The sequence below is a fragment of the Methylorubrum rhodesianum genome, assembly GCF_014199985.1.
GTDB lineage: Bacteria > Pseudomonadota > Alphaproteobacteria > Rhizobiales > Beijerinckiaceae > Methylobacterium > Methylobacterium rhodesianum.
In genome coordinates, this window is sequence record NZ_JACHOS010000012.1 from 185000 (window position 1) to 210129 (window position 25130).

Below are 25130 nucleotides of genomic sequence, written 5' to 3' on the forward strand. Positions count from 1 at the left end.
GATGGGCCACGCGACCGACATCGACCCGAAGATCCGCGCCGTGCAGGAGGACCTGCGGGGCAAGGGCGTGAAATACGTCATCGGCGCCTATGTCGACATCCACGGGGCGCAGAAGGCCAAGGTGGTGCCGATCGACCACCTGCCGCAGATGGCGGCGGGCTCCGAGCGCTATACCGGCTACGCTCTCGACGGCCTGGGACAAGCCCCGAACGAGGACGAACTCGCCTCGGTCCCCGACCTGTCGCGCGTCATCCCGCTGCCCTGGGAGAGCAAGCTCGCCTGGGCGCCCGCCGACCTGACCTTCCAGGGCAAGCCCTACCCGCTCTCGACCCGCGTCGCCCTCAAGAACGTCCTGGCCCAGGCCGAGGCGATGGGCTTCGGCTTCAATCTCGGCATCGAGTGCGAGATTTTTTTGCTGCGCCAGGCCGCCGACGGCTCGCTGCACACGCCCGTTCCCGACGATAAGCTGGTGAAGCCCTGCTACGACGTGCGCGGCTTCATCGACAACTTCTCCTGGCTCGACAAGGTCGCGACCACGATCAACGATCTCGGCTGGGACCTGTACTCGTTCGACCACGAGGACGCGAACGGCCAGTTCGAGTTCGATTTCAACTACGCCGACGCGCTGACCACCTGCGACCGGCTGACCTTCTTTCGCATGATGACCAAGCATTACGCGAAGGAGGAAGGGCTGATCGCGACGATGATGCCGAAACCCTTCGCCGACCGCACCGGTAACGGCGCGCATTTCAACATGTCGCTCTCCGACCGGGAGACGGGCCGCAACCTCTTCGCCTGCGCGCCCAACGAGGATCCCCGGGGCCTGGGCCTCACCGAGACCGGCTACCATTTCATCGGCGGCGTGCTGCGCCACGGCCGGGCGCTCTGCGCCGCCTTCGCGCCGACCGTGAACAGCTACAAGCGCCTCGTGCGCCAGGGCGCGATGGCCGGCTTCTCCTGGGCGCCGGTGTTCAATTCCTACGGCTCGAACAACCGCACCAACTCCGTGCGCGTGCCGGCCGGCGGCGGGCGCTGCGAGAGCCGCAACGCCGACGGCGCCGTCAACCCGTACCTCGCCGCCGCCCTGGTGCTCGCGGCGGGCCTGGAGGGCGTGCGCGAGCGGATCGATCCCGGCGCGCCCAACGAGGACAACCTCTACGAGCTGAGCGACGGCGAGCGCCGGGCGCGCGGCATCGGCTTCCTGCCCCAGACCCTGCAGGAGGCGGTCGACGCCTTCGCCGCCGACCCGCTGGTCGAGGCGACGCTGGGCTCAGGGCTTCGCGAGGAATTCATCCGCACCAAGCGCGAGGAGTGGAACGCCTACCATCTCACGGTCAGCCCGTGGGAGATCGAGCGCTACAGCCACCTGTTCTAGGCGGAGGCTTTCATGACCAAAGTCATCGCCTTCGCGAATTCTTCCGCCGAACCCGCGACCTACCGGCCGGCCCCGGAGCGCATCCTGGCCGGCGACCCGGTCCAGACCGCGACGCTGCACTTCACCAGCGCCGACGGGCGCTTCTCCGCCGGCACCTGGGCCGCCGAGCGGGGGACGTGGCGGGTCGTCTTCACCGAGAGCGAGTTCTGCCACCTGCTCGAAGGGGTGATCGTCGTCACCGACGAGGCCGGCACGCGGACCACCTTCCGGGCGGGCGACGCCTTCGTCTCCCCGGCCGGCTTCACCGGCACCTGGGAGATCGTCGAGCCCGCCCGCAAGCTCTTCGCCTTCTACGAGTAGCCCCATCACAAGACTGGCCTGCCGGGACGACCCGGCCGCGACAGGGCGCTTCGACCGGGACGACCCGGCCCTCATCGGAGACATGCGCAATGTCGAATGAAGCGAGTGCGATCGCCGAGAACCGCCGCCGCTACGAGGAGCTGAAGCGGGCGGGCCAGGGCCACGCCCCGCGCGCCCTGCCCGGCCCGAGCCCGCGCGACGGCATGCCCCTCGACGCCACCGCGATCCTCCACCGCGAGACGATCCCCGGCGGCTGGTACTGGACCACTGCGCTGAAAGCCGGCGAGGCGCTGCGCCTCGGCCTCGACCACGGCCCGTCGAGCGTCGCGCTGGTGGCGTGGTCGGCCGCCGATCCGAGCGAACGGCTGAACTACGCCGACACCGTCAAGGTGCAGTGGACGGCCGCCCTGCGGAAGGGCCGTGTGCTGTTCTCCGACATGGGCCGGGTGATGTTTTCGATCATCGAGGATTCCTGCGGGGCGCACGATGCCTTGACCGGTGGGTCCGATGCCGCCTCGAACGCGGCGCGCTATGCCGGCGGCCCGCACCGCAACACCCGCGACAACCTCGTGCTGGCCGCCCTCAAGAGCGGGCTCGATCGACGCGACATCCCCCCCTGCATCACCTTCTTCGCCCCCGTCGTCGTCGGGCCGGAGGGCCGCCTCAGTTGGAACGCGGCCGGCCGCGCGGCGGGCGACTTCGTCGATCTGCGCGCCGAGATGGACCTGACCGTCGCCCTCTCGAACTGCCCCCACCCCCTCGACCCGGCCCCCGACTACGCGCCGAACCCGGTCGCCGTCACCCGCTTCCGGGCGCCTGCCCCGGCGGCGGACGACCTCTGCCGCACCGCCACGATCGAGGCCGTGCGCGGCTTCGAGAACAACGCCGCTGCCGGCTTCTGAGGGGGAGGCAAGACCGATGACCAATACCGTGACCACGCTTTTCGATCAGGTCGTGCCCGCCCAGGCGCCGTTCTCCACCCTCGTGCGGGCCGGCCAGACGATCCGAATCGAGGACATGGAAGGCTGCCAGGCTGTCGACACCCTGTTCTACCGGGCCGACGACATGGGCGAGCGCTACTCGTCTCAGGATACGGTGCGCGCGCAGGGCGCGGCCTACGTCACCACGGGCACGCGGGTGATGTCGAACGAGGGCCGGGTGATGCTGGTCGTCACCGCCGATTCCTGCGGGCGCCACGACACCTCCGCCGGGGCCTGCTCCTGCGAGAGCAACACCGTCCGCTTCGGCCACGCCACCAAGTATCTCCACGCCTGCCGCGAGAACTTCGCCATGGAGGTGGCGAAGTACGGCCTGTCGAAGCGCGACATCGTGCCGAACATCAACTTCTTCATGAACGTGCCGATCGAGCAGGATGGCGGGCTCGCCATCGTCGACGGCGTCTCGTCCCCCGGCGACTACGTCGAGCTCAGGGCCGAGATGGACGTGATCTGCGTGATCTCGAACTGTCCGCAGATCAACAATCCCTGCAACGGCTTCAACCCCACGCCGATCCGCGTGACGGTGCGCGAGGGCTGATCCGAGATGTTCCGCAAGGTTCTGGTCGCCAATCGCGGCGAGATCGCCGCCCGCGTCGTGCGCACGCTCAAGCGCATGGGCATCGCTTCCGTCGCCGTCTATTCCGACGCCGACCGCTTCACCCCCGGCGTGCTCGCCGCCGACGAGGCCGTGCGCCTCGGCCCCGCGCCGGCCGCGCAGAGCTATCTCGACGTCGAGGCCGTCATCGCCGCCTGCAAGGCGACCGGCGCCGAGGCCGTCCATCCCGGCTACGGCTTCCTCTCGGAGAATGTCGGCTTCGCCGAGCGGCTGGCGGCGGAGGGCCTCATCTTCATCGGCCCGCGCCCGGAGCATCTGCGCGCCTTCGGCCTCAAGCACACCGCCCGCGACCTCGCCAAGGCCAGCGGCGTCCCGCTCCTGCCCGGCACCGATCTATTGCCCGACGTCGAGACCGCGCTGAGTGCCGCCGAGGCGATCGGCTACCCCGTCATGCTCAAGAGCACGGCGGGCGGCGGCGGCATCGGGATGCAGCTCTGCCATTCGGCGCAGGAACTGGCCGAGCGCTTCGCCGCGGTCGAGCGCACGGCGCGGGCCAGCTTCGGCGATGCCCGGGTCTATCTCGAGCGCTTCGTGGCGCGGGCGCGCCATGTCGAGGTGCAGATCTTCGGCGACGGGCGGGGCCGCGTCGTGGCTTTGGGCGAGCGCGACTGCTCGCTCCAGCGCCGGAACCAGAAGGTGATCGAGGAGACGCCGGCCCCCGGCCTCTCCGACACGGTCCGCGCCCGGCTCCACGCCGCGGCGGTGGCGTTGGCGACAAGCGTCGCCTACGCCTCGGCCGGCACGGTCGAGTTCATCTACGATCCGGATCGCGAAAACTTCTCGTTCCTCGAAGTGAACACGCGGCTCCAGGTCGAGCATCCGGTGACGGAGGCCGTGTTCGGCATCGACCTCGTGGAATGGATGGTGCGCCAGGCCGCGGGCGAGGATCCGATCGGCGAGGCCGGCCCGCTCGTGCCGCGGGGCGCGGCGATCGAGGCGCGGCTCTACGCCGAGATCCCGCACGCCAATTTTTCCCCCAGCGCCGGCCTGCTCACCGAGGTGCGGTTTCCATCGGACGCCCGCATCGACGGCTGGATCGACGCGGGCACCGAGGTGACGCCGTTCTACGATCCGATGCTGGCCAAGATCATCGTCACCGGCGCCGACCGGCCGGCGGCGATCGCGGCGCTCCGGGCGGCGCTCGCCGAGACCGCCGTCTCCGGCATCGAGACCAATCTCGACTACCTGCGCACCATCGCCGCCTCCGATCTCTTCGCCAGCGGCCGGGTCGCGACCACGGCCCTGCGCGACCTCGATTATCGCCCGCGCAGCATCGAGGTTCTGCTGCCCGGCCCGCAATCGAGCCTGCAGGAGCTGCCCGGCCGGTTGGGCCTGTGGGAGGTCGGCGTGCCGCCGAGCGGGCCGATGGATGCCCGCTCCTTCCGCTGCGCCAACGCTCTGGTCGGCAACGGGCAGGAGACCTGCGCCCTCGAACTCACCGTCTCGGGGCCGACGCTGCGCTTCCACGCGGACACCCTCGTGGCGCTCGCGGGTGCCGCGATGCGGCTCACCCTCGACGGCGAGGCCCGGCCGCACGGCGCGGCGTTCCCGGTCCGGGCGGGCCAGACGCTCGCCATCGGCGCGATCGAGGGGCCGGGCCAGCGCGCCTACCTGGCGCTGCGCGGCGGCTTCGCGGCGCCCGTGGTGCTCGGCTCGCGGGCCACCTTCGCGCTCGGCGCCTTCGGCGGCCACGCCACCGGCGTGCTCAAGGCCGGCGACGTGCTCCATCTCGGCGACGCGCCGGCGGTGGATGCCGACCCGCCCGAGCCGGCGCCGCTGACGCAGGATTGGGAGATCGGCGTCGTCTACGGTCCGCACGGCGCGCCGGACTTCTTCCAGGAGGCCGACATCGCCGACCTGTTCTCGGCGTCCTACGAGGTTCACTTCAACTCGGCCCGCACCGGCGTGCGGCTGATCGGCCCGACCCCGCGCTGGGCCCGGACCGATGGCGGCGAGGCAGGCCTGCACCCCTCCAACCTGCACGACAACCCCTACGCCGTCGGCGCCATCGACTTCACCGGCGACATGCCGATCCTGCTCGGCCCCGACGGCCCGAGTCTCGGCGGCTTCGTCTGCCCGGGCGTCATCGCCCGCGACGAGTTGTGGAAGATGGGTCAGCTCCGGCCCGGCGACCGCGTGCGGTTCCGGCCGCTGGCGAGGCCGGAGGACGCAGTCGCCGCGCCCGCTCTGATCGGCGGTGAGGACGCCGTGCCCGGCTCACCCATCCTCGCCCGCGACGAGACCGGCCCGGTGCCGGTCGCCTATCGCCGCCAGGGCGACGACAACCTCCTCGTCGAGTACGGCCCGATGGCCCTCGATATCGGCCTGCGGCTGCGGGTCCATCTGCTCGCCGAGGCGGTGCGCGCCGCCCGCCTGCCGGGGCTGATCGACCTGACGCCGGGCATCCGCTCGCTGCAGATCCACTACGACGGCGCCGCGCTGCCGCGCCCCCGCCTCCTCGGGCTGCTGCGCGAGATCGAGGCCGGCCTGCCGGCGGCCGAGGATGTCAGCGTCCCGAGCCGCACGGTGCACCTGCCGCTGTCGTGGAACGACCCGCAGGCGGAACGCGCCATGCGCAAGTACCAGGAACTGGTGCGCCCCAACGCGCCCTGGTGCCCGTCGAACATCGAGTTCATCCGCCGCATCAACGGCCTGCCCGACGAAGAGGCGGTGCGCGGCATCATCTTCGACGCCGAGTACCTGGTGATGGGGCTCGGCGACGTCTATCTCGGCGCTCCGGTGGCAACCCCGGTCGATCCGCGCCACCGCCTCGTGACGACGAAGTACAACCCGGCCCGCACCTGGACGCCGGAGAACGCCGTCGGCATCGGCGGCGCCTATATGTGCATCTACGGCATGGAGGGGCCGGGCGGGTACCAGCTGTTCGGGCGCACGATTCAGATCTGGAACACGTGGCGCACGACCCGCGACTTCGTGCCCGGTCATCCCTGGCTGCTGCGGCCCTTCGACCGCATCCGCTTCGTCCCCGTCAGCCACGCCGAGCTGACCGAGGCGCGCGCCGCCTTCCCGCACGGGGCCTATCCGATCCGGATCGAGGAGGGCACGTTCTCCTACGCCGCGCACCGGACGATGCTCGCGGACAACGCCGCCGAGATCGAGGCCGCGCAGGCCCGCCAGCAGGCGGCCTTCGCCGCCGAGCGCGAGCGCTGGAAGGCGGAGGGGCTCGACAGCTTCGTCGCCGACGAGGCTCCGGCCGAGGAGGCCGCCGCGATCCCGCCGGGCTGCGAGGGCGTGCCGACCACCGTGCCGGGCAATGTCTGGAAGGTTCTCGTCGGCGAGGGCGAGGCCGTCGCGGCCGGCCAGACGGTGGCGATCCTCGAATCGATGAAGATGGAGGTCGCGGTCACCGCCCCCGTCGGCGGCCGTGTGCGGGAGATCCGGGCCCAGCCCGGTCGCACCCTGCGCGGCGGCGACCTCGTCGCGGTCCTCGAGATCTGAGGCCGGGCCGGATCTTGCAAGGACCGCCGGCGCCCGGACGGCGGCCCCGCCCGGCGCGATCCCCGCACCGACACGGAGACGGCCGATGATGCAGCAGATCCACCGCGCCCTCGCCGGGCTCCTCGGCCTCGTCGTGCTGGGCCTTCAGGCCAAGGCCGCCGGGCGGCTGCCGCGGGGCGGCCGGGGCCGCGGGGCGCCGCGATAGGGCACCGTCCCGAACGGTGGCCGCCGGCTTTCGGGGCGAGGCAAAAACAAGGGTTTCGAGCCTCGCGGCCGGCTCGGATCGCCAGAAACCTTCTTCGCATTCCGGGCGAGGTGCCGCCGGCACGACGCCCTTTCACGGACGTGAGAGATCCATGCCGGTTCCCGCCTTCCCGAGCCTGAGCGCGCTCCACGCCGCCTATGCCGACGGGCTCTCGCCCGAGGCGGTGGTGGCCGAGACCTATCGCCGGATCGCCGCCGCGGACGATCCCGGCATCTTCCTCGCGCGGGTGCCGGAGGCGGAGATGCAGGCCGCCGCCCGCGCCCTCGGCCCCTTCGACCCGGCGCAGAAACCGCTCTGGGGCGTGCCGTTCGCGGTGAAGGACAATATCGACGTGGCGGGCCTGCCCACCACCGCCGCCTGCCCCGACTTCGCCTCCACGCCGTCGGCGACCGCGCCGGCGGTCGAGCGCCTGCTCGCCGCCGGCGCGCTGCTCGTCGGCAAGACCAATCTCGATCAGTTCGCCACCGGCTTGGTCGGCCTGCGCACGCCCTACCCGGCCCCGAGGAACGCCTGCGATCCGGCCGTCGTGCCGGGCGGCTCCTCGTCCGGCTCGGCGGTGGCGGTGGCGCGCGGCCTCGTCGCCTTCGCGCTGGGCACCGACACGGCGGGATCGGGCCGGGTGCCGGCCGGCCTCAACAACATCGTGGGGCTGAAGCCCTCCCTCGGCAGCGTGTCGGGCCGGGGCGTCGTTCCCGCCTGCCGCACGCTCGACACCCTCTCCGTCTTCGCCGGCACCGTGGCGGAGGCCGACACGGTCTACCGGATCATCGCCGGCTACGATCCGCAGGATCCGTATTCCCGCGCCCTGCCCGTCCCGCCCCGCCCCGGCAGCCTGCCGCCCGGCCTGCGCGTCGGCGTGCCGGACGCGGCGGGCCGGATCTTCGGCGGCGACGCGCTCTCGGAGGCGGCGTTCGACGCGTCGCTCGCCGACCTCCGGGCGGTGCTCGGGCGTGGGACGGCCGACATCGATCTCGCGCCCTTCTTCGCGGTGGCGGAACTCCTCTATGCCGGCCCCTGGGTGGCCGAGCGCTATCAGGCGATCCGCGGCTTCATCGAGGCGCGCCCCGATTCCCTGCACCCGACCACCCGGGCGATCATCGGCGCGGCCACCCGTCACGCGGCGGCGGACGCCTTCGCCGGCCTCTACCGCCTCGCCGAACTCCGCCGCGCCACGGAAGCCGTCTGGCGCGGGATCGACGTGCTCGTGGTGCCGACCTATCCGCGTCCGCGCCGGGTCGCCGACCTCGCCGCCGACCCGGTCGGCCCCAACAGCGAGCTCGGCACCTACACCAACTTCGTCAACCTGCTCGACCTGTGCGCCCTCGCCGTGCCGGGCCGGCGGCGCGGCGACGGCTTTCCGTCGGGCGTCACCCTGATCGCGCCGCGCGGGGCCGACGGGCTCCTCGCCGAACTCGGGGCCCGCCTCCACGAAGCGGCCGGCGCCACCCTCGGGGCGAGCGGCGTGCCGGTCCCGGCGGAGCCCGCGCCGCGCGGGGATCGCGCGCAGGGCGAGGAGATCGAGGTCGCGGTGGTCGGCGCGCACCTGTCCGGCCTGCCGCTCAACGGCGAGCTGACCGCCCGCGGCGCCCGCTTCCTGCGCGCCGTCGCGACGAGCCCGGATTACCGCCTATACGCCCTCCCCGGCGGCCCGCCGGCCCGGCCCGGCCTGATCCGCGTCGCGCCCGGCTCCGGCGCCGTGATCGAGACCGAGGTGTGGGCGCTGGCGCCGGACGCCTTCGGCCGCTTCGTGGCGGGCATCCCCTCGCCGCTGGCGATCGGGACGCTGTCGCTGTCCGACGGCACGACGCCGAAGGGGTTTCTGGCGGAGGCGGCCGGGCTCACGGACGCGCGCGACATCAGCGGGCACGGCGGCTGGCGCGCCTACCTCGCCTCCGGGGAGGCCGCGGCCTGAGGGTTGCCGGGGCCCCGCTCGTGGGGTGAGGGGCGAGAGCGATGCGACGCCGGCACGGACCGTCGGCCGAGCCGGGGCGGCGCCAGCCTGTCCACAGCCCGGTCCGCCGATCAAAACCGGGTGTAAGTCCCTGCTGGTGCTGTCCGTCGCATTGCCCTTTTCCACATCCTGTCCTCATATGGAACGAAAGGCGAACAAGCGTCTTTCAGAGTCGATCAGGAGGGATGGGCGCAGATGGCACGCTACCGCTTCCACGCGACGAACGGCTACGAGTGCGTGTTCGACGCGCAGGGCAAGGACATCCGGGTTCCCGACCGCCTCGTGCGGCGCGCCGACGAGGTGGCTCAGGCGGTGATGAGCAGCCTCGCCGACCGCGAGGACTGGTCGGAGTGGCACGTCACCGTGCACGACCTCAGCGGCCGCCGAGTGCTGGTGAGGCCGTTCGTGTGACGGCCGGCGGGGCCGCGGATTCGGAGCGCGCTCAAGTCAGGAAGTCGCGAAGGGCGGCGAGCACGAGGTCGGGCCGCTCCTCCTGCAGGGTGTGGCCGCAATCGAGGGCGAAGCCGCGCACGTCCCGGGCCTTCTCGCGCCAGGTTTCCAGCACGTCGTAGGTCCGCCCCACCGTCCCCCTGGCGCCCCAGAGCGCCAGGAGGGGCGCCTCGATCCGCCGATCGGCGTCGTCCGCGTCGTGCTCCAGGTCGATTCCCGCCGCCGCCCGGTAATCCTCGCAGATCGCGTGGCGCGTGGCCGGATCGCGGTAGACGCGCAGATACTCGGCGAACAGCGTCGGGCTCGGGCTGCCCGGCGTCTTCGACTGCCCCTCGACATGGCTGCGCAGGAAGAATTCCGGGTCGGCCGCGATCAGGCGCTCCGGCAGGGGCGCCGGCTGGATCAGGAAGAACCACCAGAAATACGCCGTGGCGAAGGCCTTGTCGGTGCGCGCGTACATCGTCGCGGTCGGCGCGATGTCGAGCACGGCGAGCCGGGTGACGGCCTCGGGATGATCGAGCGCGAGGCGGTGCGCGACCCGCCCGCCGCGGTCGTGCCCGACCACGGCGAAGCGGTCGTGGCCGAGGCGCCGCATCACCGCGACCGCGTCGGCGGCCATGGCGCGTTTGGCGTAGTTGGCGTGGCGCTCGGCCCCCTCCGGCTTCTCCGAATCGCCGTAGCCGCGCAGATCCATCGCCACGACGCTGTGCCGCTCGGCGAGCGGCGGGGCGACGGCGTGCCAGGTCGCGTGGGTCTGCGGATGCCCGTGCAGCAGCAGGACCGGCGGACCGGACCCGCCGACGGACGCGCGGATGCGCAGGCCGTCGGCGTCGATGTCGCGGAGCGTGAAGCCCGCCAGAAACGGATCTGCCGTCACCCTTCGCACCTCAGCCGAATCCGCCCCTCGATCGGCGGGGCCCCTACCGCTTGGCGAAGCCGATATCGGCGGCCACCGCCGCCAGCCGCGCCGGCTCGCGTTCCTTGCGCTCGGAGTAGCGGTCCACGAGGTGGTCGGCGCGTCCGCGGACCAGCAGGGTGAACTTCATCAGCTCCTCGCAGACATCGACCACCCGGTCGTAGAGCGGGCCGGCCTTCATCCGGCCGGCCTCGTCGAACTCCTTGTAGGCCATCGGCACCGAGGATTGGTTCGGGATGGTGACCATCCGCATCCAGCGCCCGAGCAGGCGCAGGCTGTTCACGGCGTTGAAGCTCTGCGAGCCGCCCGAGACCTGCATCACCGCGAGCGTGCGCCCCTGCGTCGGGCGCACGGATCCCTCGCTCAGGGGCAGCCAGTCGATCTGGCTCTTCATGACCCCGGTCAGGTTGCCGTGCCGCTCCGGGCTGACCCAGACCTGGCCCTCGGACCAGATCGACAGGGCGCGCAGCTCCTGCACCTTCGGATGGTCGGCCGCCGCGTCGTCGGGCAGCGGCAGGCCGTGGGCGTGGAAGATCCGCACCTCGCCGCCCATCGCCTCCAGCAGCCGCGCCGCCTCGTAGGCCAGGAAGCGGCTGAACGAGCGCTCCCGCAGCGAGCCGTAGAGGATGAGGAGGCGCGGTCCGTGGGACAACGGCGTCCGCGCTTCCACCCGTTCCGCCGTGGGCACCTCGAAATGGGCCTGCGAGAGGTTCGGCATCCCGTCGGAGAAGGGCTGCTGGGGCTTGTCCAAGACGGCTGCTCTCCGTACGTTTCAACAAACGTTGGATTGATGGATCAATCATGGACGAACGGCAAGCCCTCGCGGCCTTCGCCGCGCTGGGCCAGGAGCACCGCTTGCGGGTGGTGCGCGCCCTGGTCATCGCCGGGCCGGCGGGTTTGGCGGCCGGCGCGCTCGCGGCGGCGGTCGGAATCGCGAGCACCAACCTCTCCTTCCACCTGAAGGAACTCGCCCATGCCGGGCTGATCACCTCCCGGCGCGAGGGCAAGTCGGTGATCTACAGCGCCGCCTATGCCGGCCTGTCGGCGCTGATCGCCTTCCTGATGCGCGATTGCTGCCAGGGCCGGCCGGAGGTCTGCGAGACCGCGCTCGCCGCCCTCTCCCCCTGCGGCGGCCCTGCCGGAGACCCCGCCCATGCCTGACCACCTGCCTGCGCTTAAGCCTGCGCCGTTCGACGTCGTGATCTACCACAACCCGGCCTGCGGCACCTCGCGCAACGCGCTGGCAATGATCCGCAACGCCGGCATCGAGCCGCACGTGGTCGAGTACCTGAAGACGCCGCCGAGCCGGGCGCTGCTCGGGCATTTGCTCGCCCGTGCCGGCCTCTCGGTTCGCGATGCCCTGCGGAAGAAGGGGACGCCCTATGCCGAGCTCGGCCTCGCCGACCCTGCCCTGAGCGACGCGCAGCTCCTCGACGCGTTCGAGGCCCACCCGATCCTCCTCGACCGGCCGCTGGTCGTGAGCCCGAGGGGCGTGCGCCTGTGCCGCCCGTCCGAGACGGTGCTGGACCTGTTGCCCCCGCAGCAGGGCGAGTTCGTGAAGGAGGACGGCGAGCCTGTCGTCGACGCGCAGGGGCGCCGCATCGCCACCGCCTGAGGAAGCGCCCGTGTCCCTGTTCGAACGCTACCTCACCCTCTGGGTGGCGCTGTGCATCGTGGCCGGCATCGCGCTGGGCCACGCCCTGCCCGGCCTCTTCCACGCCGTGGGCGCGGCCGAGATCGCGCGGGTGAACCTGCCCGTCGCCGTCCTGATCTGGCTGATGGTCATCCCCATGCTGCTCAGGATCGACTTCGCGGCGCTGCGCCGGGTCGGGCGGCACTGGCGCGGCATCGGCGTGACGCTGTTCATCAACTGGGCGGTCAAACCCTTCTCGATGGCGGCGCTGGCTTGGCTGTTCGTGGGCACCCTGTTCCGGCCCCATCTGCCGGCGGACCAGATCGACAGCTACGTCGCGGGGCTCATCATCCTCGCGGCCGCGCCCTGCACCGCGATGGTGTTCGTGTGGTCGAGCCTGACGCGCGGCGAGCCGCACTTCACGCTGAGCCAGGTGGCGTTGAACGACGCCATCATGGTGGTGGCCTTCGCCCCCATCGTCGGCCTGCTCCTGGGGCTCTCGGCCATCACGGTGCCCTGGGGCACGCTGGTCCTGTCGGTGGGGCTCTACATCGTGGTCCCGGTCCTCGTCGCGCAGGTCCTGCGGCGCCGCCTCATCGCCTCCGGCGGCCCGGCCGCGCTCGACCGGATGCTCGCCCGGCTCGGGCCGGTGTCGCTGGCGGCGCTGCTCGCCACCCTGGTGCTGCTGTTCGGCTTCCAGGGCGGGCAGATCCTGGCCCAGCCGGCGGTCATCGCGCTCCTGGCGGTACCGATTCTCATCCAGGTCTATCTGAATTCGGGGCTCGCCTACCTCATGAACCGGATCGCGGGCGAGCAGCACTGCGTCGCCGGCCCCTCGGCCCTGATCGGGGCCTCGAACTTCTTCGAGCTCGCGGTAGCCGCCGCCATCAGCCTGTTCGGTTTCGACTCGGGTGCGGCGCTCGCGACCGTGGTCGGCGTCCTCATCGAGGTGCCGGTGATGCTCTCGGTGGTGTGGGTCGTGAACCGCAGCCGCAGCTGGTACGAGCGCGGCGCGACGGGGGCGACCGACCCCGATGGCCGATCCTTATGACGGACTGAGACCGAGGGTCCCGTCCTCGGCTTGTTCCCTAACGGGGTCGGCGGGCTTTCTCGCGCCACCGGGCCTTCGCCCGTGTGGAGCGCACCGCATGACCGTCCTCCGGCAGATCGCCGCCGAATGCAGGGCCGACCGCGTCTTGGCCCTGGTGATCCTGGGCCTCGGCGCGTGGTCGGCGATCGCCCTTGCGATCCTGGCCTTCACCGTCCTCGACGGGCTGCCCGCATCGTGAGCCGCGGGTTTCGTCTCGGCCCCTGGGCGCGCTTCGCCGGTCCCGCACCGCGCCCCCCGGCCGCCTCCGGGCAGGCGGATGCGCCGGATCGCGGTGGCGGGCTCCGGCCCGTCGGCGGACGCTGCCCCGCCTGCGGCCTGCCCTATCGCGGCTTCGCGGAGGCCGATACCGGCGTGATCCGGGTCGATCGCGCCCGGTGGCGGGCCGCCTGCCCCGAAGCCCTTCGCTCAGGGACCGCCGGTCTTGCGGCGCCCGGCGCCTGCCGTGCGCTTCAAGGCGCTTGGCGGCCGGAGACGTCGCTGGAGACGTGGCCGGCGGGGTCGCCGAAGCCGGGAGCGGGCCGATCCTGATGCGATCCTTATGAGATCGCATCCCTCTTCCTCTCGAACCCTAACGCGGTTCCCGTCCATTTTCGCGGCCGGCCCGGATCGGCCGCGGGGCGCCCGCGGCCGCCGGCCGAACGGACACCGACCCAACCATGCTCGACATCGTCTTCCTGCTCGGCGGCCTCGCCTTCTTCGGGCTCGCCGCCGGCTACGCCGCGCTCTGCGAGCGCCTCTGAGGCACGCCGCCATGACCCTCGACCTCGCGCTGGGCGCCCTCGTGACCGCCGGGCTCCTCGTCTACCTCACCTACGCCCTCGTCCGCCCAGAACGCCTCTGAGCGGGTCCGAGCGGCCCCTGACGGACCTCTCCCATGACACTCAACGGCTGGTTCCAGATCGCGCTCTACGGCGCGGTCGTGCTGGCGCTCGTGAAGCCGCTCGGGGCCTACATGACCCGGGTCTTCAACGGCGAGCGCACCGTCCTCTCCCCCGTGCTCGCCCCGGTCGAGCGCGGGCTCTACCGCGCCGCCGGCATCGATGCGCGCCAGGAACAGACCTGGCTCGGCTACGCGGGCGCGATGGTCGTCTTCAACGTGGCCGGCTTCGTCCTGCTCTACGCGATCCTGCGCCTGCAGGCGGTGCTGCCGCTCAACCCGGCGGACCAGGGCGCGGTGGCGCCGGACCTCGCCTTCAACACGGCGACGAGCTTCGTCACCAACACCAACTGGCAGTCCTACGGCGGCGAGACCACGCTCTCCTACCTGAGCCAGATGCTGGGGCTGACGCACCAGAACTTCGTCTCGGCGGCCTCGGGCATGGCGGTGGCGGTGGCGCTGATCCGCGGGTTCGCCCGGGCCTCGACGAAGACGCTCGGCTCGTTCTGGGTCGATATGACCCGCGCCACGCTCTACGTGCTGCTGCCGCTCTGCCTGCTGATCGCGCTGTTCCTGGTCTCGCAGGGCATGCCGCAGACGCTCGCCCCCTCGGTGGAGGCCACCACCCTGGAGGGCGCGCGGCAGACCATCGCGGTCGGGCCCGTGGCGAGCCAGGTCGCGATCAAGATGCTGGGCACCAACGGCGGCGGCTTTTTCAACGCCAACGCCGCCCACCCCTTCGAGAACCCCACCGCCCTGTCGAACTTCCTGCAGATGGTGGCGATCTTCATGATCGGCGCGGCGCTGACCAACGTCTTCGGACGGATGGTCGGCGACGAGCGTCAAGGCTGGGCCATCCTCGCCGCCATGGGGCTGCTCTTCCTCGCGGGTGTCGCCGTCACCTACTGGGCCGAAGCCAACGCCCATGGCGTTCTCGGCGGTCTCGGCCTGACCGGCGGCAACATGGAGGGCAAGGAGGTCCGCTTCGGTCTCTCCGCCTCCGCCCTGTTCGCGGTGATCACCACCGCCGCGTCCTGCGGCGCGGTCAACGCCATGCACGACTCGTTCACGGCTTTGGGCGGCCTGATCCCGCTCCTCAACATGCAGCTCGGCGAGGTCATCATCGGCGGCGTCGGCGCCGGCCTCTACGGCATGCTCGTCTTCGTCGTCGTGGCGATCTTCGTGGCCGGCCTGATGGTCGGGCGCACCCCGGAATATCTCGGCAAGAAGATCGAGGCGCGCGAGGTGAAGATGGCCATGCTCGGCATCCTCTGCCTGCCCCTGATGATGCTGGGTCTCACGGCGCTGGCCACGGTGGTCCCGGCGGGGCTGGCCGGCCCGGCCAATGCCGGCCCGCACGGCTTCACCGAGATCCTCTACGCCTACACCTCGGCGGCGGCCAACAACGGCTCGGCGCTCAGTGGGCTCACGGCCAACACCCTGTTCTACAACACGACGCTGGCCATCGGCATGCTGGTCGGGCGCTTCTTCGTGAAGATCCCGGTGCTCGCCATCGCCGGCTCGCTCGCGGCCAAGAAGCGGGTCCCGGCCTCCGCCGGCACCTTCCCGACCCATGGCGGCCTCTTCGTCGGCCTGCTGGTCGGCGTGGTGCTGATCATCGGCGGCCTGACCTTCTTCCCGTCGCTGGCGCTCGGCCCCCTCGTCGAGCACTTCGCCGGCGCGGCCGGGCAGACCTTTCCGGCGGGGGGCTGAGCGTGCCGCGCGCCCTCTCCTCCCGGCGCGTGCCGCGTCCCCACCCGGCACTGCGCCGCCCGCCCCGGCACCGGGCGCACGGAAGCACGCTCCGACCGACCCGCGCCTCCGACCTCGTGCTGGCGCTCCTCGGCGTCGCCCTGCTCGGCGCCCTCGCCCTGCTGGCGGCCTTCGCCCTGGCCACCGGGACGACCCCCTGATCCATCCAAGGCCCGGCCGCAGGCGCCGGGCCGTCGCCCCCTTCCGGACGCAACCCTCCATGTCCCGTCAGACCCAATCCCTGTTCAGCGCCGCCCTGGTCGGGCCCGCGCTCCTCGGCTCGCTCACGAAGCTCGATCCGCGCGCCATGATCCGCAACCCGGTCATGTTCGTGGTCGAGGTGGTGGCCGCCCTGACGACTTTGCTTTTCCTGCGCGACCTCGCCACCGGCGGGAGCGACCTGTTCTTCTCCGGCCAGATCATCCTCTGGCTCTGGTTCACCCTGCTGTTCGCCAACTTCGCCGAGGCCCTGGCCGAAGGGCGCGGCAAGGCCCAGGCCGAGAGCCTGCGCCGGACCCGCACCGAGATGACGGCCAAGCGCCTCACCGGCGGGGGAGCCGGCTACGAGACCGTGCCGGGCACTTCGCTCAAGCTCGGCGACGTGGTGCTGGTCGAGGCCGGCGACCTCATCCCCTCCGACGGCGAGGTGATCGAGGGCGTCGCCTCGGTCAACGAGGCCGCCATCACCGGCGAGTCGGCGCCGGTCATCCGCGAATCCGGCGGCGACCGCTCGGCGGTGACTGGCGGCACGCAGGTGCTCTCCGACGCGATCAAGGTCCGCATCACCGCGGCTGCGGGCGCGACCTTCGTCGACCGCATGATCGGCCTCGTCGAGGGCGCGGAGCGCCAGAAGACGCCCAACGAGATCGCGCTCAACATCCTGCTCGCGGGGCTGACCCTCGTGTTCGTCTTCGCGGTGGCCTCGATCCCGAGCTTCGCCAGCTACGCGGGCGGGTCGATTCCCGTCATCGTGCTGGTGGCGCTGTTCGTCACGCTGATTCCCACCACCATCGGCGCGCTGCTCTCGGCCATCGGCATCGCCGGCATGGACCGGCTCGTGCGCTTCAACGTGCTCGCCCTGTCCGGCCGCGCCGTGGAGGCGGCGGGCGACGTCGACACCCTGCTCCTCGACAAGACCGGCACCATCACCCTCGGCAACCGGCAGGCGACCGCGTTCCGGCCCGTCCGCGGCATCTCCGAGCAGGATCTCGCCGACGCGGCGCAGCTCGCCTCGCTCGCCGACGAGACGCCGGAGGGCCGCTCCATCGTCGTGCTCGCCAAGGAGCAGTACGGTATCCGCGCCCGCGATATGGCCGGGCTGAACGCCGCGTTCGTGCCCTTCACCGCGCAGTCGCGCATGTCGGGCGTGGACCTCGAGGGAAGCGCGATCCGCAAGGGCGCGGTCGAGGCGGTGATCGCCGCGGTCTCCGGCCAGCCGATGGCGACCCGCGGCTCGAACGCGGCGCTCGCCTTCCACCCGGCGGCCGAGACCGAGGCCGTGGCCGAGGTGCGGGCGATCGCCGACGACATCGCCAGGGCCGGCGGGACGCCGCTCGCGGTGTCGCGGGACGGCCGGCTGCTGGGCGTCGTCTTCCTCAAGGACATCGTGAAGGGCGGCATCCGCGAGCGCTTCGCGGAACTGCGCCGGATGGGCATCCGCACGGTGATGATCACCGGCGACAACCCCGTCACCGCCGCCGCCATCGCCGCGGAGGCCGGCGTCGACGACTTCCTGGCCCAGGCCACCCCGGAGGACAAGCTGGCGCTGATCCGCCGAGAGCAGGCCGAGGGCAAGCTGGTGGCGATGTGCGGCGACGGCACCAACGACGCGCCCGCCCTCGCCCAGGCCGATGTCGGCGTCGCCATGAACACCGGCACGGTGGCGGCGCGCGAGGCCGGCAACATGGTCGATCTCGATTCCGACCCGACCAAGCTCATCGAGATCGTTGGCATCGGCAAGCAGCTGCTGATGACCCGCGGGGCGCTCACCACCTTCTCCATCGCCAACGACGTGGCGAAGTACTTCGCGGTTCTTCCGGCGATGTTCCTGGGGCTCTACCCCCAGCTTCAGGCGCTCAACGTCATGGGCCTCGCCTCGCCGCAGAGCGCGATCCTCTCGGCCATCATCTTCAACGCGCTCGTCATCGTGGCGCTGATCCCGCTGGCTTTGCGCGGCGTCACCTATCGTGCGGTCGGGGCGGCCGCGCTGCTGCGGCGCAACCTCCTCGTCTACGGCCTCGGCGGCGTGCTGGTGCCCTTCCTCGGCATCAAGGCCATCGACATGGCCGTCTCCGCCCTCCACCTCGCGTAAAGAGAGACCGACCATGTCGAACCCGCTTCGCCCCGCCCTCGTCCTCCTCGTCGCCCTGACGGCGGTCACGGGGCTCGCCTACCCGCTCGCCGTCACCGGCCTCGCCGGGGCGATCTTCCCGGCCGAGGCCGCCGGCAGCCTGATCGTGCGCGACGGAAAGGTCGTCGGCTCCGCCCTGATCGGGCAATCCTTCACCGGCGCCGGCGTCTTCCACGGCCGGCCCTCGGCCACCACCGCCCCGGACCCGGCCGACGCGGCCACGACCGTGCCGGCGCCCTACAACGCGGCCAATTCCATGGGCTCCAACCTCGGACCGACGAGCGCGGCGCTCGCCGAGCGCGTGCGGGGCGACCTCGCCCGGCTGAGGGAAGAGAATCCGGGCCGGCCGGTGCCGGTCGATCTCGTCACGGCGAGCGGCTCGGGGCTCGACCCCGACATCTCGCCCGAGGCGGCCCTGTTCCAGGTGCCGCGGGTCGCGCGGGCCCGCAACCTGCCCGAGGACACCCTGCGCGGTCTCGTCGCCGCCCAGGTCCGGGGCCGGACCCTCGGCCTTCTCGGCGAACCGCGCGTCAACGTGCTGGCGCTGAACCTCGCCCTGGACGACCTTGCCCGCCGCTGAAGTCCGCCGTTGAGGAAGGCGCATGACCGGAACCGGCCGCGATCCGAACCGTCCCTCGCCCGACGCCCTGCTCGAAGCGGCGCGCCGGGAGGCCCGGACGCGCGGCCGGCTCAAGGTCTTCCTCGGGGCCGCCCCCGGCGTCGGCAAGACCTACGAGATGCTCACCGTCGGGCGCGCCCGGCGCAAGTCCGGCGCCGACGTCGTGATCGGCGTGGTCGAGACCCACGGCCGGGCCGAGACCGAGGCGCTGCTCGCTGGCTTCGAGACGATTCCGCGCCGCGCGGTGCCCTATCACGGCACGGTGCTGGAGGAGATGGACCTCGACGCGCTGCTGGCCCGGCGGCCCGAACTCGCCCTCGTCGACGAGCTCGCCCACACCAACGCGCCGGGCTCGCGCCACCCGAAGCGCTACCAGGATGTCGAGGAGCTGCTCGACGCCGGCATCGACGTGCTCACCACCCTGAACATCCAGCACGTCGAGAGCCTCAACGACGTGGTGGCCTCGATCACCCGGATCCGGGTGCGCGAGACCGTGCCGGACGGCGTCCTCGACCGGGCCGACGACATCGAGGTGGTCGATCTCAACCCCGACGACCTGATCGAGCGGCTGAAGGCGGGCAAGGTCTACGTTCCGTCAAATGCCGAGCGGGCGCTGAGGCACTACTTTTCCCGCGGCAACCTCACGGCGCTCCGCGAGCTGGCCTTGCGCCGCACGGCCGACCGGGTCGACGACGAGCTCCTGAGCCACATGCGGGCCAACGCGATCCCCGGCCCCTGGGCGGCGGGCGAGCGCGTGCTGGTCTGCGTCAGCGAGGACCCGCGCTCGAGCGGCCTCGTGCGCTACGCCAAGCGGCTGGCCGACCGTCTCCACGCGCCCTGGACGGCGCTCTCGATCGAGGGGCCGCGGGCCGCCTCCCTGAGCGAGACGCAGCGCGACCGGATCGCCGAGGCCCTGCGCCTCGCCGACCGGCTCGGGGGCGACGCCGTCACCCTGCCCGGCGGGCGGCGCGTCGCCGACGACATCCTCGCCTATGCGCGCTCGGCCAACGTGAACCACATCGTCGTCGGCAAGGCGACGCGCTCCTGGATGTTCGAGCTGATCAACGGCTCGGTGGTGCACGATCTCGTGCGACGCAGCGGCGACATCAGCGTGCACGTGGTTCCCGGGGCGGCCGTGTCGGACGAGCCGGCGGCCCGCCGCCCGGTGGCGACCCTGGCGCCGCCCGCGGGCTTCGACCTGCGCTCCTACACCCTCTCGCTCGCCGCGACGGCCGCCGGGCTCGGCCTCGCGCTCCTGCTCCAGCCCTATACGGGGGTCGAGAACGCCGACCTGATCCTGCTGACGGCGGTGGTGGCCGTGGCGGTGCGCCTCGGCCTGGGACCGTCGCTGGCGGCGGTGGTGACGGCCTCGCTCGCCTACAACTTCTTCTTCCTGCCGCCGGTCTACACCCTCACCATCGCCGACCCGACCAATGTCGCGGCCTTCCTTCTCTTCACCGTGGTGGCGGTCATCGTCTCGAACCTCGCCGCGCGGGTGCGCCGGTCGGCCCTCGTCAGCCAGGGCCGGGCGCGGGCGACCGAGCGGCTCTACGGCTTCTCCCGCAAGCTTTCCGGCTGCGGCACCCTCGACGACGTGCTCTGGGCCACCTCCGCGCAGGTCGCGGCCATGCTGAAGGTCCGGGTCGTGCTGCTGCTGCCCGAGGATGGGACCGTCACCGTGCGGGCCGGCTACCCGCCCGAGGACCGGCTGGACGAGGCCGACCGCGCCGCCGCGCAATGGGCCTTCGACAACGACCGCCCGGCCGGGCGCGGCGCCGACACGCTGCCCGGCGCCCGCCGCCTGTTCCTGCCGATGCGCACCGGGCGCGGCACCCTGGGCGTGATCGGCCTCGACGCCGACGGCACTGGGCCGATCCTGACGCCGGAGGGACGGCGCCTCCTCGACGCGCTGGCCGATATGGGCGCCCTCGCCATCGAGCGCGTGCGGCTGGTGGAGGATCTCGACCGGGCCGAGCGCGCCGCCGAGACCGACCGGCTGGCCCGCGCGCTCCTCACCTCGATCAGCCACGACCTGAGGACGCCGCTCGCCTCCGTGCTCGGCGCGGCCAGCACCCTGCGCGACCTCGACGCGGCGCTCCCGCCCGAGGCCAAGGCCGATCTGCTGGCGACCATCATCGAGGAATCGGAGCGGCTGAACCGCTTCATCGTCAACCTCCTCGACATGACCCGCCTGGAGGCCGGCGCCGTGGCGCCCAACCTCGCGCCCCAGGACGTGTCCGAGACCGTCGACACCGCCCTGCGCCGGGTGGACAAGGTGCTCGCCGGCCACCGGGTCGCGGTGGACGTTCCCCCCGACCTGCCGACCCTGCGGCTCGACCCGGTCCTGTTCGAGCAGGTGCTCGTCAACCTCCTCGACAACGCCGGCAAATACGCCCCCGAGGGCACGGAGGTGACCGTGCGCGCGCGACGGGACGGCGGCTCCGTCCGCATCGAGGTGCTCGATGAGGGCTCCGGCCTGCCCGAGGCGGAGGCCGAGCGCGTGTTCGACAAGTTCTACCGGGTGCGCAAGAGCGACCGAGTCCGCGCCGGCACGGGCCTCGGCCTTGCCATCGCCCGCGGCTTCGTCGAGGCGATGGACGGGTGCGTCACCGCCGCCAACCGCCGCGACCGCCCGGGAGCCTGCTTCACCGTCACCCTTCCGGTTCCTGCCGGGACTGCGCAGGATGCTGCCAAGAACGACGCCGCGAACGGCATCGCCGCATGAATCCGATTCCGTGAGCCCGACCCCGAGTCCGATCCCATGAGCGCGACCATCCTGGTCATCGACGACGAGCCGCCGATCCGCAAGCTCCTGCGGATGGGGCTGTCCACGCAAGGCTACGCCATCCTGGAAGCGGGCAGCGCCGCGGCCGCCCAGGCGGTGCTGGGGCGGGACAGGGTCGATCTGGTCATCCTCGATCTCGGCCTGCCCGACATGCGCGGCCACGACCTGCTGCGCGCGATCCGCGCGCGCCATCCCGGCCTGCCCGTGGTGGTGCTGTCGAGCCGGGACGACGAGGGCGGCAAGGTCGAGGCGCTCGATCTCGGGGCGGACGACTACGTCACCAAGCCCTTCGGCATGGCGGAACTCCTCGCCCGCCTGCGGGCGGCCCTGCGGCACCAGCTCGCCGTCCAGGGCGAGCGCCCGGTCTTCCGGGTCGAAGGCCTCTCGGTCGATCTCGTCCGGCGCATCGTGCGGGTCGACGGCGCCGAGGTGAAGCTCACCCCGCGCGAGTACGATTTCCTGCGGGTCATGGTGATGCATGCCGGCAAGGTGCTGACCCACGCCCAGCTGATGCAGGCGGTTTCGGTCTCCTCGGATCCCCAATACCTGCGCGTCTACATGCGCCAGCTGCGGCAGAAGCTGGAGGCCGATCCCGAGCGCCCGCGCATCCTCCTCACCGAGACCGGCGTCGGCTACCGCCTGCGGGCGCCCGACGACGAGCCGGCCCTCGATCCGGCCCTCGATCCGGCCCTTGAGCCGCCCGCGGCCGGGACCGCGGCGAGGACGGATCCGTGAGGCCGGCCCCGATCGGCCCGATGCCGGACGACGCGATGATCCTCGACGGCATCCTCGCGCCGGACGCCGTGATCCACGGCCTGCGGGTCTCCGGCAAGGCCGCCCTGCTCGACGCGCTGGCCGGGCGCGCGGCGGGGGCGCTCGATCTCGACGCCGACGGGATCCGCGCGGCCCTCGTCCGGCGCGAGGGGCTCGGCTCGACCGGAATCGGCGGGGGCGTGGCCCTGCCGCACGCCCGCCTCGACGCCGTCCGGCGGCCCTACGGTCTGCTGGCGCGTCTGCGCGATCCCGTCGACTTCGATGCCGTTGACGAGCGGCCGGTCGACCTCGTGTTCCTGCTGCTGCTGCCCGCAGGCTGTGGCGGCGAGCCTCTGAACGCCCTGGCCTGCGTCGCGCGCCGGCTGCGGGACCCGGAGAGGGCGGCGGCCCTGCGCGGCGCGCGGGACGCGACCGGCCTCCACGCGCTGGTGAGCGGCCGGACCCCCGGCAAGGCGTAAGGCGGCCTGCGCCTGATCGGAGCGGAGGCCGTCCCGGCACGCCCGCGCGGCGCGAGCGAAGCCCGCATCCGCGGCCTCGGACCATGGTTGACGGCGGGCTCGGCCGATTAACAACTTGTTAGGCATCCGGCCGATACCGTCCTGGCGTTACAGGAACGTTGGGCATGCTCGGGCAACGCAGGTCACGCACGATCGAGCACGGCGGTGCGACGGACCCGCTTGAGCGCACCCTGTCCAAGGCCGTCGCTCACCGCGTCGCCGGACGCTTCCAGAAGGCGCGCAACAACCTTCAGCGCCTGCTCGAGGCTGCACCGCAGCACGCGGGGGCGCACCATGAACTCGGTGTCCTGACCAGCAAGGCCGACGGAGCCGGACCGGCGGTGCCGCACTTCGTCGCCGCCCTGAGGGCCGACCCCGAGCAGCCGCGCTACTGGCTCGCCCTCGCGCTCTCGCTCCTCGTGCTGAACCGGGTCGGCGAGGTGCGGGCCCTGATGGAGCAGTTCCGCAGCCGCGGCCTCGCCGATGACGGCTCCCGCTCCGTGCTCAAGGAATTCACCGATCACGCCTTCGCGCGGGGGCAGGAGCGCTACAACGCGGGCGATCTCGCCGCGGCCGAAGCCCTGGCCGACCTCGTCATCGGCCTGGACGACACCCATGCCAACGCGACGCATCTCGCGGGCGCCATCGCCGCGGGAAAGGGACGGCACCAGCAGGCCTTCGACCTGTTCAGCATCGCGATCTACCGCGAGCCCGACAACGCGGCGTATTTCAGCAGCCTCGGCGCCGTTCTCATCACGATGGGCGACAACAGCGGCGCCATCTCGGCCCTGGAGCGGGCGGTCGCCCTCGATCCCGATCTTGCGATCGCGCATGCCAACCTGTCCGGCGTCTATCAGCGCATCAGCCGCCACGGCGCGGCCGTCAGCCATGCGCGGCGTGCCGTCGCGCTCGATCCTGCGCTTGCCAACGCGCACAACAATCTCGGCTGCGGCCTGAAGAGCCTCGGCCACGTGCGCGAGGCGATCGCGAGCTTCGACAGGGCGCTCGCGACCGATCCCGGGCACATCACCGCCCATTCCAACCGGCTGTTCGCCAAGCTCTATGCCGAGGGCGTTCCGCACGCCGGCTACGCGGCCGACGCGCGCAGCTTCGGCGCGCGCTTCGCCGATCCGCTGCTGCGGCGGCGTCCCTTCGCCAACGATCGGGATGCCGGCCGGCGTCTGCGGATCGGCTTCGTCTCGGGCGACCTGTGCACCCACGCCGTCGCCCGCTTCATCGAGCCGTTCCTGCGCCACTTCGACCGTGTGCAGTTCGAGACCCGGGCCTACATGACGCAGGCCGCGGAAGACGCCGTTTCGGCCCGCCTGCGCGCGCTGTTCGACGGTTGGCACAACATCGCCGGCCTCGATGACGACGAGGCCGCCGATCTGATCGAGGCGGACGCGATCGACATCCTGGTCGATCTGTCGGGCCACAGCGCCGGCCACCGCCTGCTTGTCTTCGCCCGCAAGCCGGCGCCGGTCCAGGTGTCCTATCTCGGCCATCCGGCGACGACTGGCCTTCGCGCCATGGATTACCGCCTGACCGACCATGGTCTCGACGTGCCCGGTCAGACGGAAAGCCTGCATACCGAGACGCTGTGGTGGCTGCCGGGTGTCTCGGCGACCTACGAGCCGCCGGAGGGGGTCGCTCCCGTGCGCGAGCGCCCGCCTTTCGAGGATAACGGCTTCGTCACCTTCGGCGTGATGAATCGCTTCGAGAAGATCGGCGACGGTGCGTTGCAGGCCTGGGCCGAGATCCTGAGGCGGCTGCCGGACGCCCATCTGTTCATGGTCGTGGGCGATGTCGAGGTGCCGGAGGTCCGGGCGCAGGTCGAAGTCCGCCTCTCGAAAGCCGGGCTGCCGATCGACCGGGTGCGCCTGCATCCCCGCACCACGACCGGCTACTTCCAACTCTATCACGAGTTCGACATCGCACTCGATTCCTTCCCCTATAACGGCGGAACGACGAGTTGCGACACCCTCAGCATGGGCGTGCCCATTATCGCGTTGCGCGGCACCCACGCGGTGGCAAGTGTCGGCTCGTCGCTGCTGTCGACGGTCGGGCTTGATGAACTGGCGGCCGAGACGCCGGAGGATTACGTGGCCCGCGCGGTGGCGCTTGCGCGCGATGCGAACCGACTGCGCGCGCTCCGCACCGGCCTGCGCGAGCGCGTCTACGCCAGCCCGCTGATGGATCATGCCCGCTTCGCGCGGGAGATGGGCGAGGCCTTCCGCTCGATGTGGAAGCGCTGGATCGAGACGCCTCAATCACCCTAGAATCCTCCGAGGCTCCGCTTCACATGTCAGCCGTCGGTGACGGATCCGCACCGGCACCGGCCT

At 71.9% G+C, this 25130-nt stretch carries 22 protein-coding genes; 20 read left to right on the plus strand and 2 right to left on the minus strand.

The window, feature by feature from the left end:
- The first annotated feature begins 1 nt into the window (after nt 1).
- The 7 genes from glnT (at nt 2) to HNR01_RS18475 (ending at nt 9435) form a co-directional block, all read left to right on the plus strand.
- Nucleotides 2–1375 carry a type III glutamate--ammonia ligase gene (glnT, locus tag HNR01_RS18445; RefSeq protein WP_183668964.1) on the plus strand — a complete coding sequence of 458 codons (1374 nt, stop codon included), beginning with the start codon at nt 2–4 and terminating at the stop codon, nt 1373–1375.
- A gap of 12 nt (nt 1376–1387) precedes the next feature.
- Nucleotides 1388–1735, plus strand: coding sequence for a cupin domain-containing protein (locus HNR01_RS18450; RefSeq protein ID WP_153874860.1), 348 nt, complete (start codon nt 1388–1390; stop codon nt 1733–1735).
- Nucleotides 1736–1824: 89 nt separating this feature from the next.
- Nucleotides 1825–2637, plus strand: coding sequence for an urea amidolyase associated protein UAAP1 (locus HNR01_RS18455; RefSeq protein WP_183668966.1), 813 nt, complete (start codon nt 1825–1827; stop codon nt 2635–2637).
- Between the two features lie 16 nt (nt 2638–2653).
- Nucleotides 2654–3271, plus strand: a complete 618-nt coding sequence (locus HNR01_RS18460) for an urea amidolyase associated protein UAAP2 (RefSeq protein ID WP_183668968.1) — start codon at nt 2654–2656, stop codon at nt 3269–3271.
- A 6-nt stretch (nt 3272–3277) separates the two neighbouring features.
- Nucleotides 3278–6808, plus strand: coding sequence for an urea carboxylase (gene uca, locus HNR01_RS18465; protein WP_183668970.1), 3531 nt, complete (start codon nt 3278–3280; stop codon nt 6806–6808).
- A gap of 356 nt (nt 6809–7164) precedes the next feature.
- Complete coding sequence (gene atzF, locus HNR01_RS18470; RefSeq protein ID WP_183668972.1) at nt 7165–8985, plus strand: allophanate hydrolase; 1821 nt, start codon at nt 7165–7167, stop codon at nt 8983–8985.
- Nucleotides 8986–9219: 234 nt separating this feature from the next.
- Nucleotides 9220–9435 (plus strand): DUF6894 family protein, encoded by a 216-nt coding sequence (locus HNR01_RS18475; RefSeq protein ID WP_017484412.1) that lies wholly within the window; start codon nt 9220–9222, stop codon nt 9433–9435.
- Nucleotides 9436–9466: 31 nt separating this feature from the next.
- Here the strand turns inward: HNR01_RS18475 and HNR01_RS18480 are convergent, their stop codons facing one another.
- Together HNR01_RS18480 and arsH are read right to left on the minus strand one after the other, a co-directional pair.
- The gene (locus tag HNR01_RS18480) at nt 9467–10351 is read right to left on the minus strand and encodes an alpha/beta fold hydrolase (RefSeq protein WP_017484413.1); all 885 of its coding nucleotides are present in this window, start codon (nt 10349–10351) and stop codon (nt 9467–9469) included.
- A 43-nt stretch (nt 10352–10394) separates the two neighbouring features.
- Nucleotides 10395–11141 carry an arsenical resistance protein ArsH gene (gene arsH / locus HNR01_RS18485; RefSeq protein ID WP_096486518.1) on the minus strand — a complete coding sequence of 249 codons (747 nt, stop codon included), beginning with the start codon at nt 11139–11141 and terminating at the stop codon, nt 10395–10397.
- Between the two features lie 50 nt (nt 11142–11191).
- Between arsH and HNR01_RS18490 the strand changes: the two genes are divergently transcribed.
- The 13 genes from HNR01_RS18490 (at nt 11192) to HNR01_RS18550 (ending at nt 25067) form a co-directional block, all read left to right on the plus strand.
- Nucleotides 11192–11551, plus strand: coding sequence for an ArsR/SmtB family transcription factor (locus HNR01_RS18490; protein ID WP_096486517.1), 360 nt, complete (start codon nt 11192–11194; stop codon nt 11549–11551).
- Nucleotides 11544–12005, plus strand: a complete 462-nt coding sequence (gene arsC / locus HNR01_RS18495) for an arsenate reductase (glutaredoxin) (RefSeq protein ID WP_183668974.1) — start codon at nt 11544–11546, stop codon at nt 12003–12005. Before HNR01_RS18490 ends, arsC begins: the two co-directional genes overlap by 8 nt.
- A 10-nt stretch (nt 12006–12015) precedes the next feature.
- On the plus strand, nt 12016–13074 hold the full coding sequence (gene arsB, locus HNR01_RS18500; RefSeq protein ID WP_183668976.1) for an ACR3 family arsenite efflux transporter: 1059 nt from the start codon (nt 12016–12018) through the stop codon (nt 13072–13074).
- A 97-nt stretch (nt 13075–13171) separates the two neighbouring features.
- A complete protein-coding gene (locus HNR01_RS18505) occupies nt 13172–13312 on the plus strand; it encodes a hypothetical protein (RefSeq protein WP_183668978.1) in 141 nt (46 codons plus the stop codon).
- Between the two features lie 573 nt (nt 13313–13885).
- Nucleotides 13886–13975: a K(+)-transporting ATPase subunit F gene (locus HNR01_RS18510; RefSeq protein WP_183668980.1), complete on the plus strand. Its 90-nt coding sequence runs from the start codon at nt 13886–13888 to the stop codon at nt 13973–13975.
- 33 nt (nt 13976–14008) lie between these two features.
- Complete coding sequence (kdpA, locus tag HNR01_RS18515; RefSeq protein WP_183668982.1) at nt 14009–15724, plus strand: potassium-transporting ATPase subunit KdpA; 1716 nt, start codon at nt 14009–14011, stop codon at nt 15722–15724.
- A 2-nt stretch (nt 15725–15726) separates the two neighbouring features.
- Nucleotides 15727–15924, plus strand: a complete 198-nt coding sequence (locus HNR01_RS18520) for a hypothetical protein (RefSeq protein WP_183668984.1) — start codon at nt 15727–15729, stop codon at nt 15922–15924.
- A gap of 59 nt (nt 15925–15983) precedes the next feature.
- The gene (gene kdpB, locus HNR01_RS18525) at nt 15984–18074 is read left to right on the plus strand and encodes a potassium-transporting ATPase subunit KdpB (protein WP_183668986.1); all 2091 of its coding nucleotides are present in this window, start codon (nt 15984–15986) and stop codon (nt 18072–18074) included.
- 13 nt (nt 18075–18087) lie between these two features.
- Nucleotides 18088–18693, plus strand: a complete 606-nt coding sequence (locus HNR01_RS18530; protein ID WP_183668988.1) for a K(+)-transporting ATPase subunit C — start codon at nt 18088–18090, stop codon at nt 18691–18693.
- A gap of 22 nt (nt 18694–18715) precedes the next feature.
- On the plus strand, nt 18716–21457 hold the full coding sequence (locus HNR01_RS18535) for a DUF4118 domain-containing protein (RefSeq protein WP_183668990.1): 2742 nt from the start codon (nt 18716–18718) through the stop codon (nt 21455–21457).
- Nucleotides 21458–21493: 36 nt separating this feature from the next.
- Nucleotides 21494–22252, plus strand: a complete 759-nt coding sequence (locus HNR01_RS18540) for a response regulator (RefSeq protein ID WP_183668992.1) — start codon at nt 21494–21496, stop codon at nt 22250–22252.
- Entirely contained in the window at nt 22249–22749 is a 501-nt protein-coding gene (locus HNR01_RS18545; RefSeq protein WP_309236255.1) for a PTS sugar transporter subunit IIA, read from the plus strand. The genes HNR01_RS18540 and HNR01_RS18545 overlap by 4 nt, the downstream gene beginning before the upstream one ends.
- A 164-nt stretch (nt 22750–22913) precedes the next feature.
- On the plus strand, nt 22914–25067 hold the full coding sequence (locus HNR01_RS18550; protein ID WP_183668994.1) for a tetratricopeptide repeat protein: 2154 nt from the start codon (nt 22914–22916) through the stop codon (nt 25065–25067).
- Nucleotides 25068–25130: the final 63 nt, after the last annotated feature.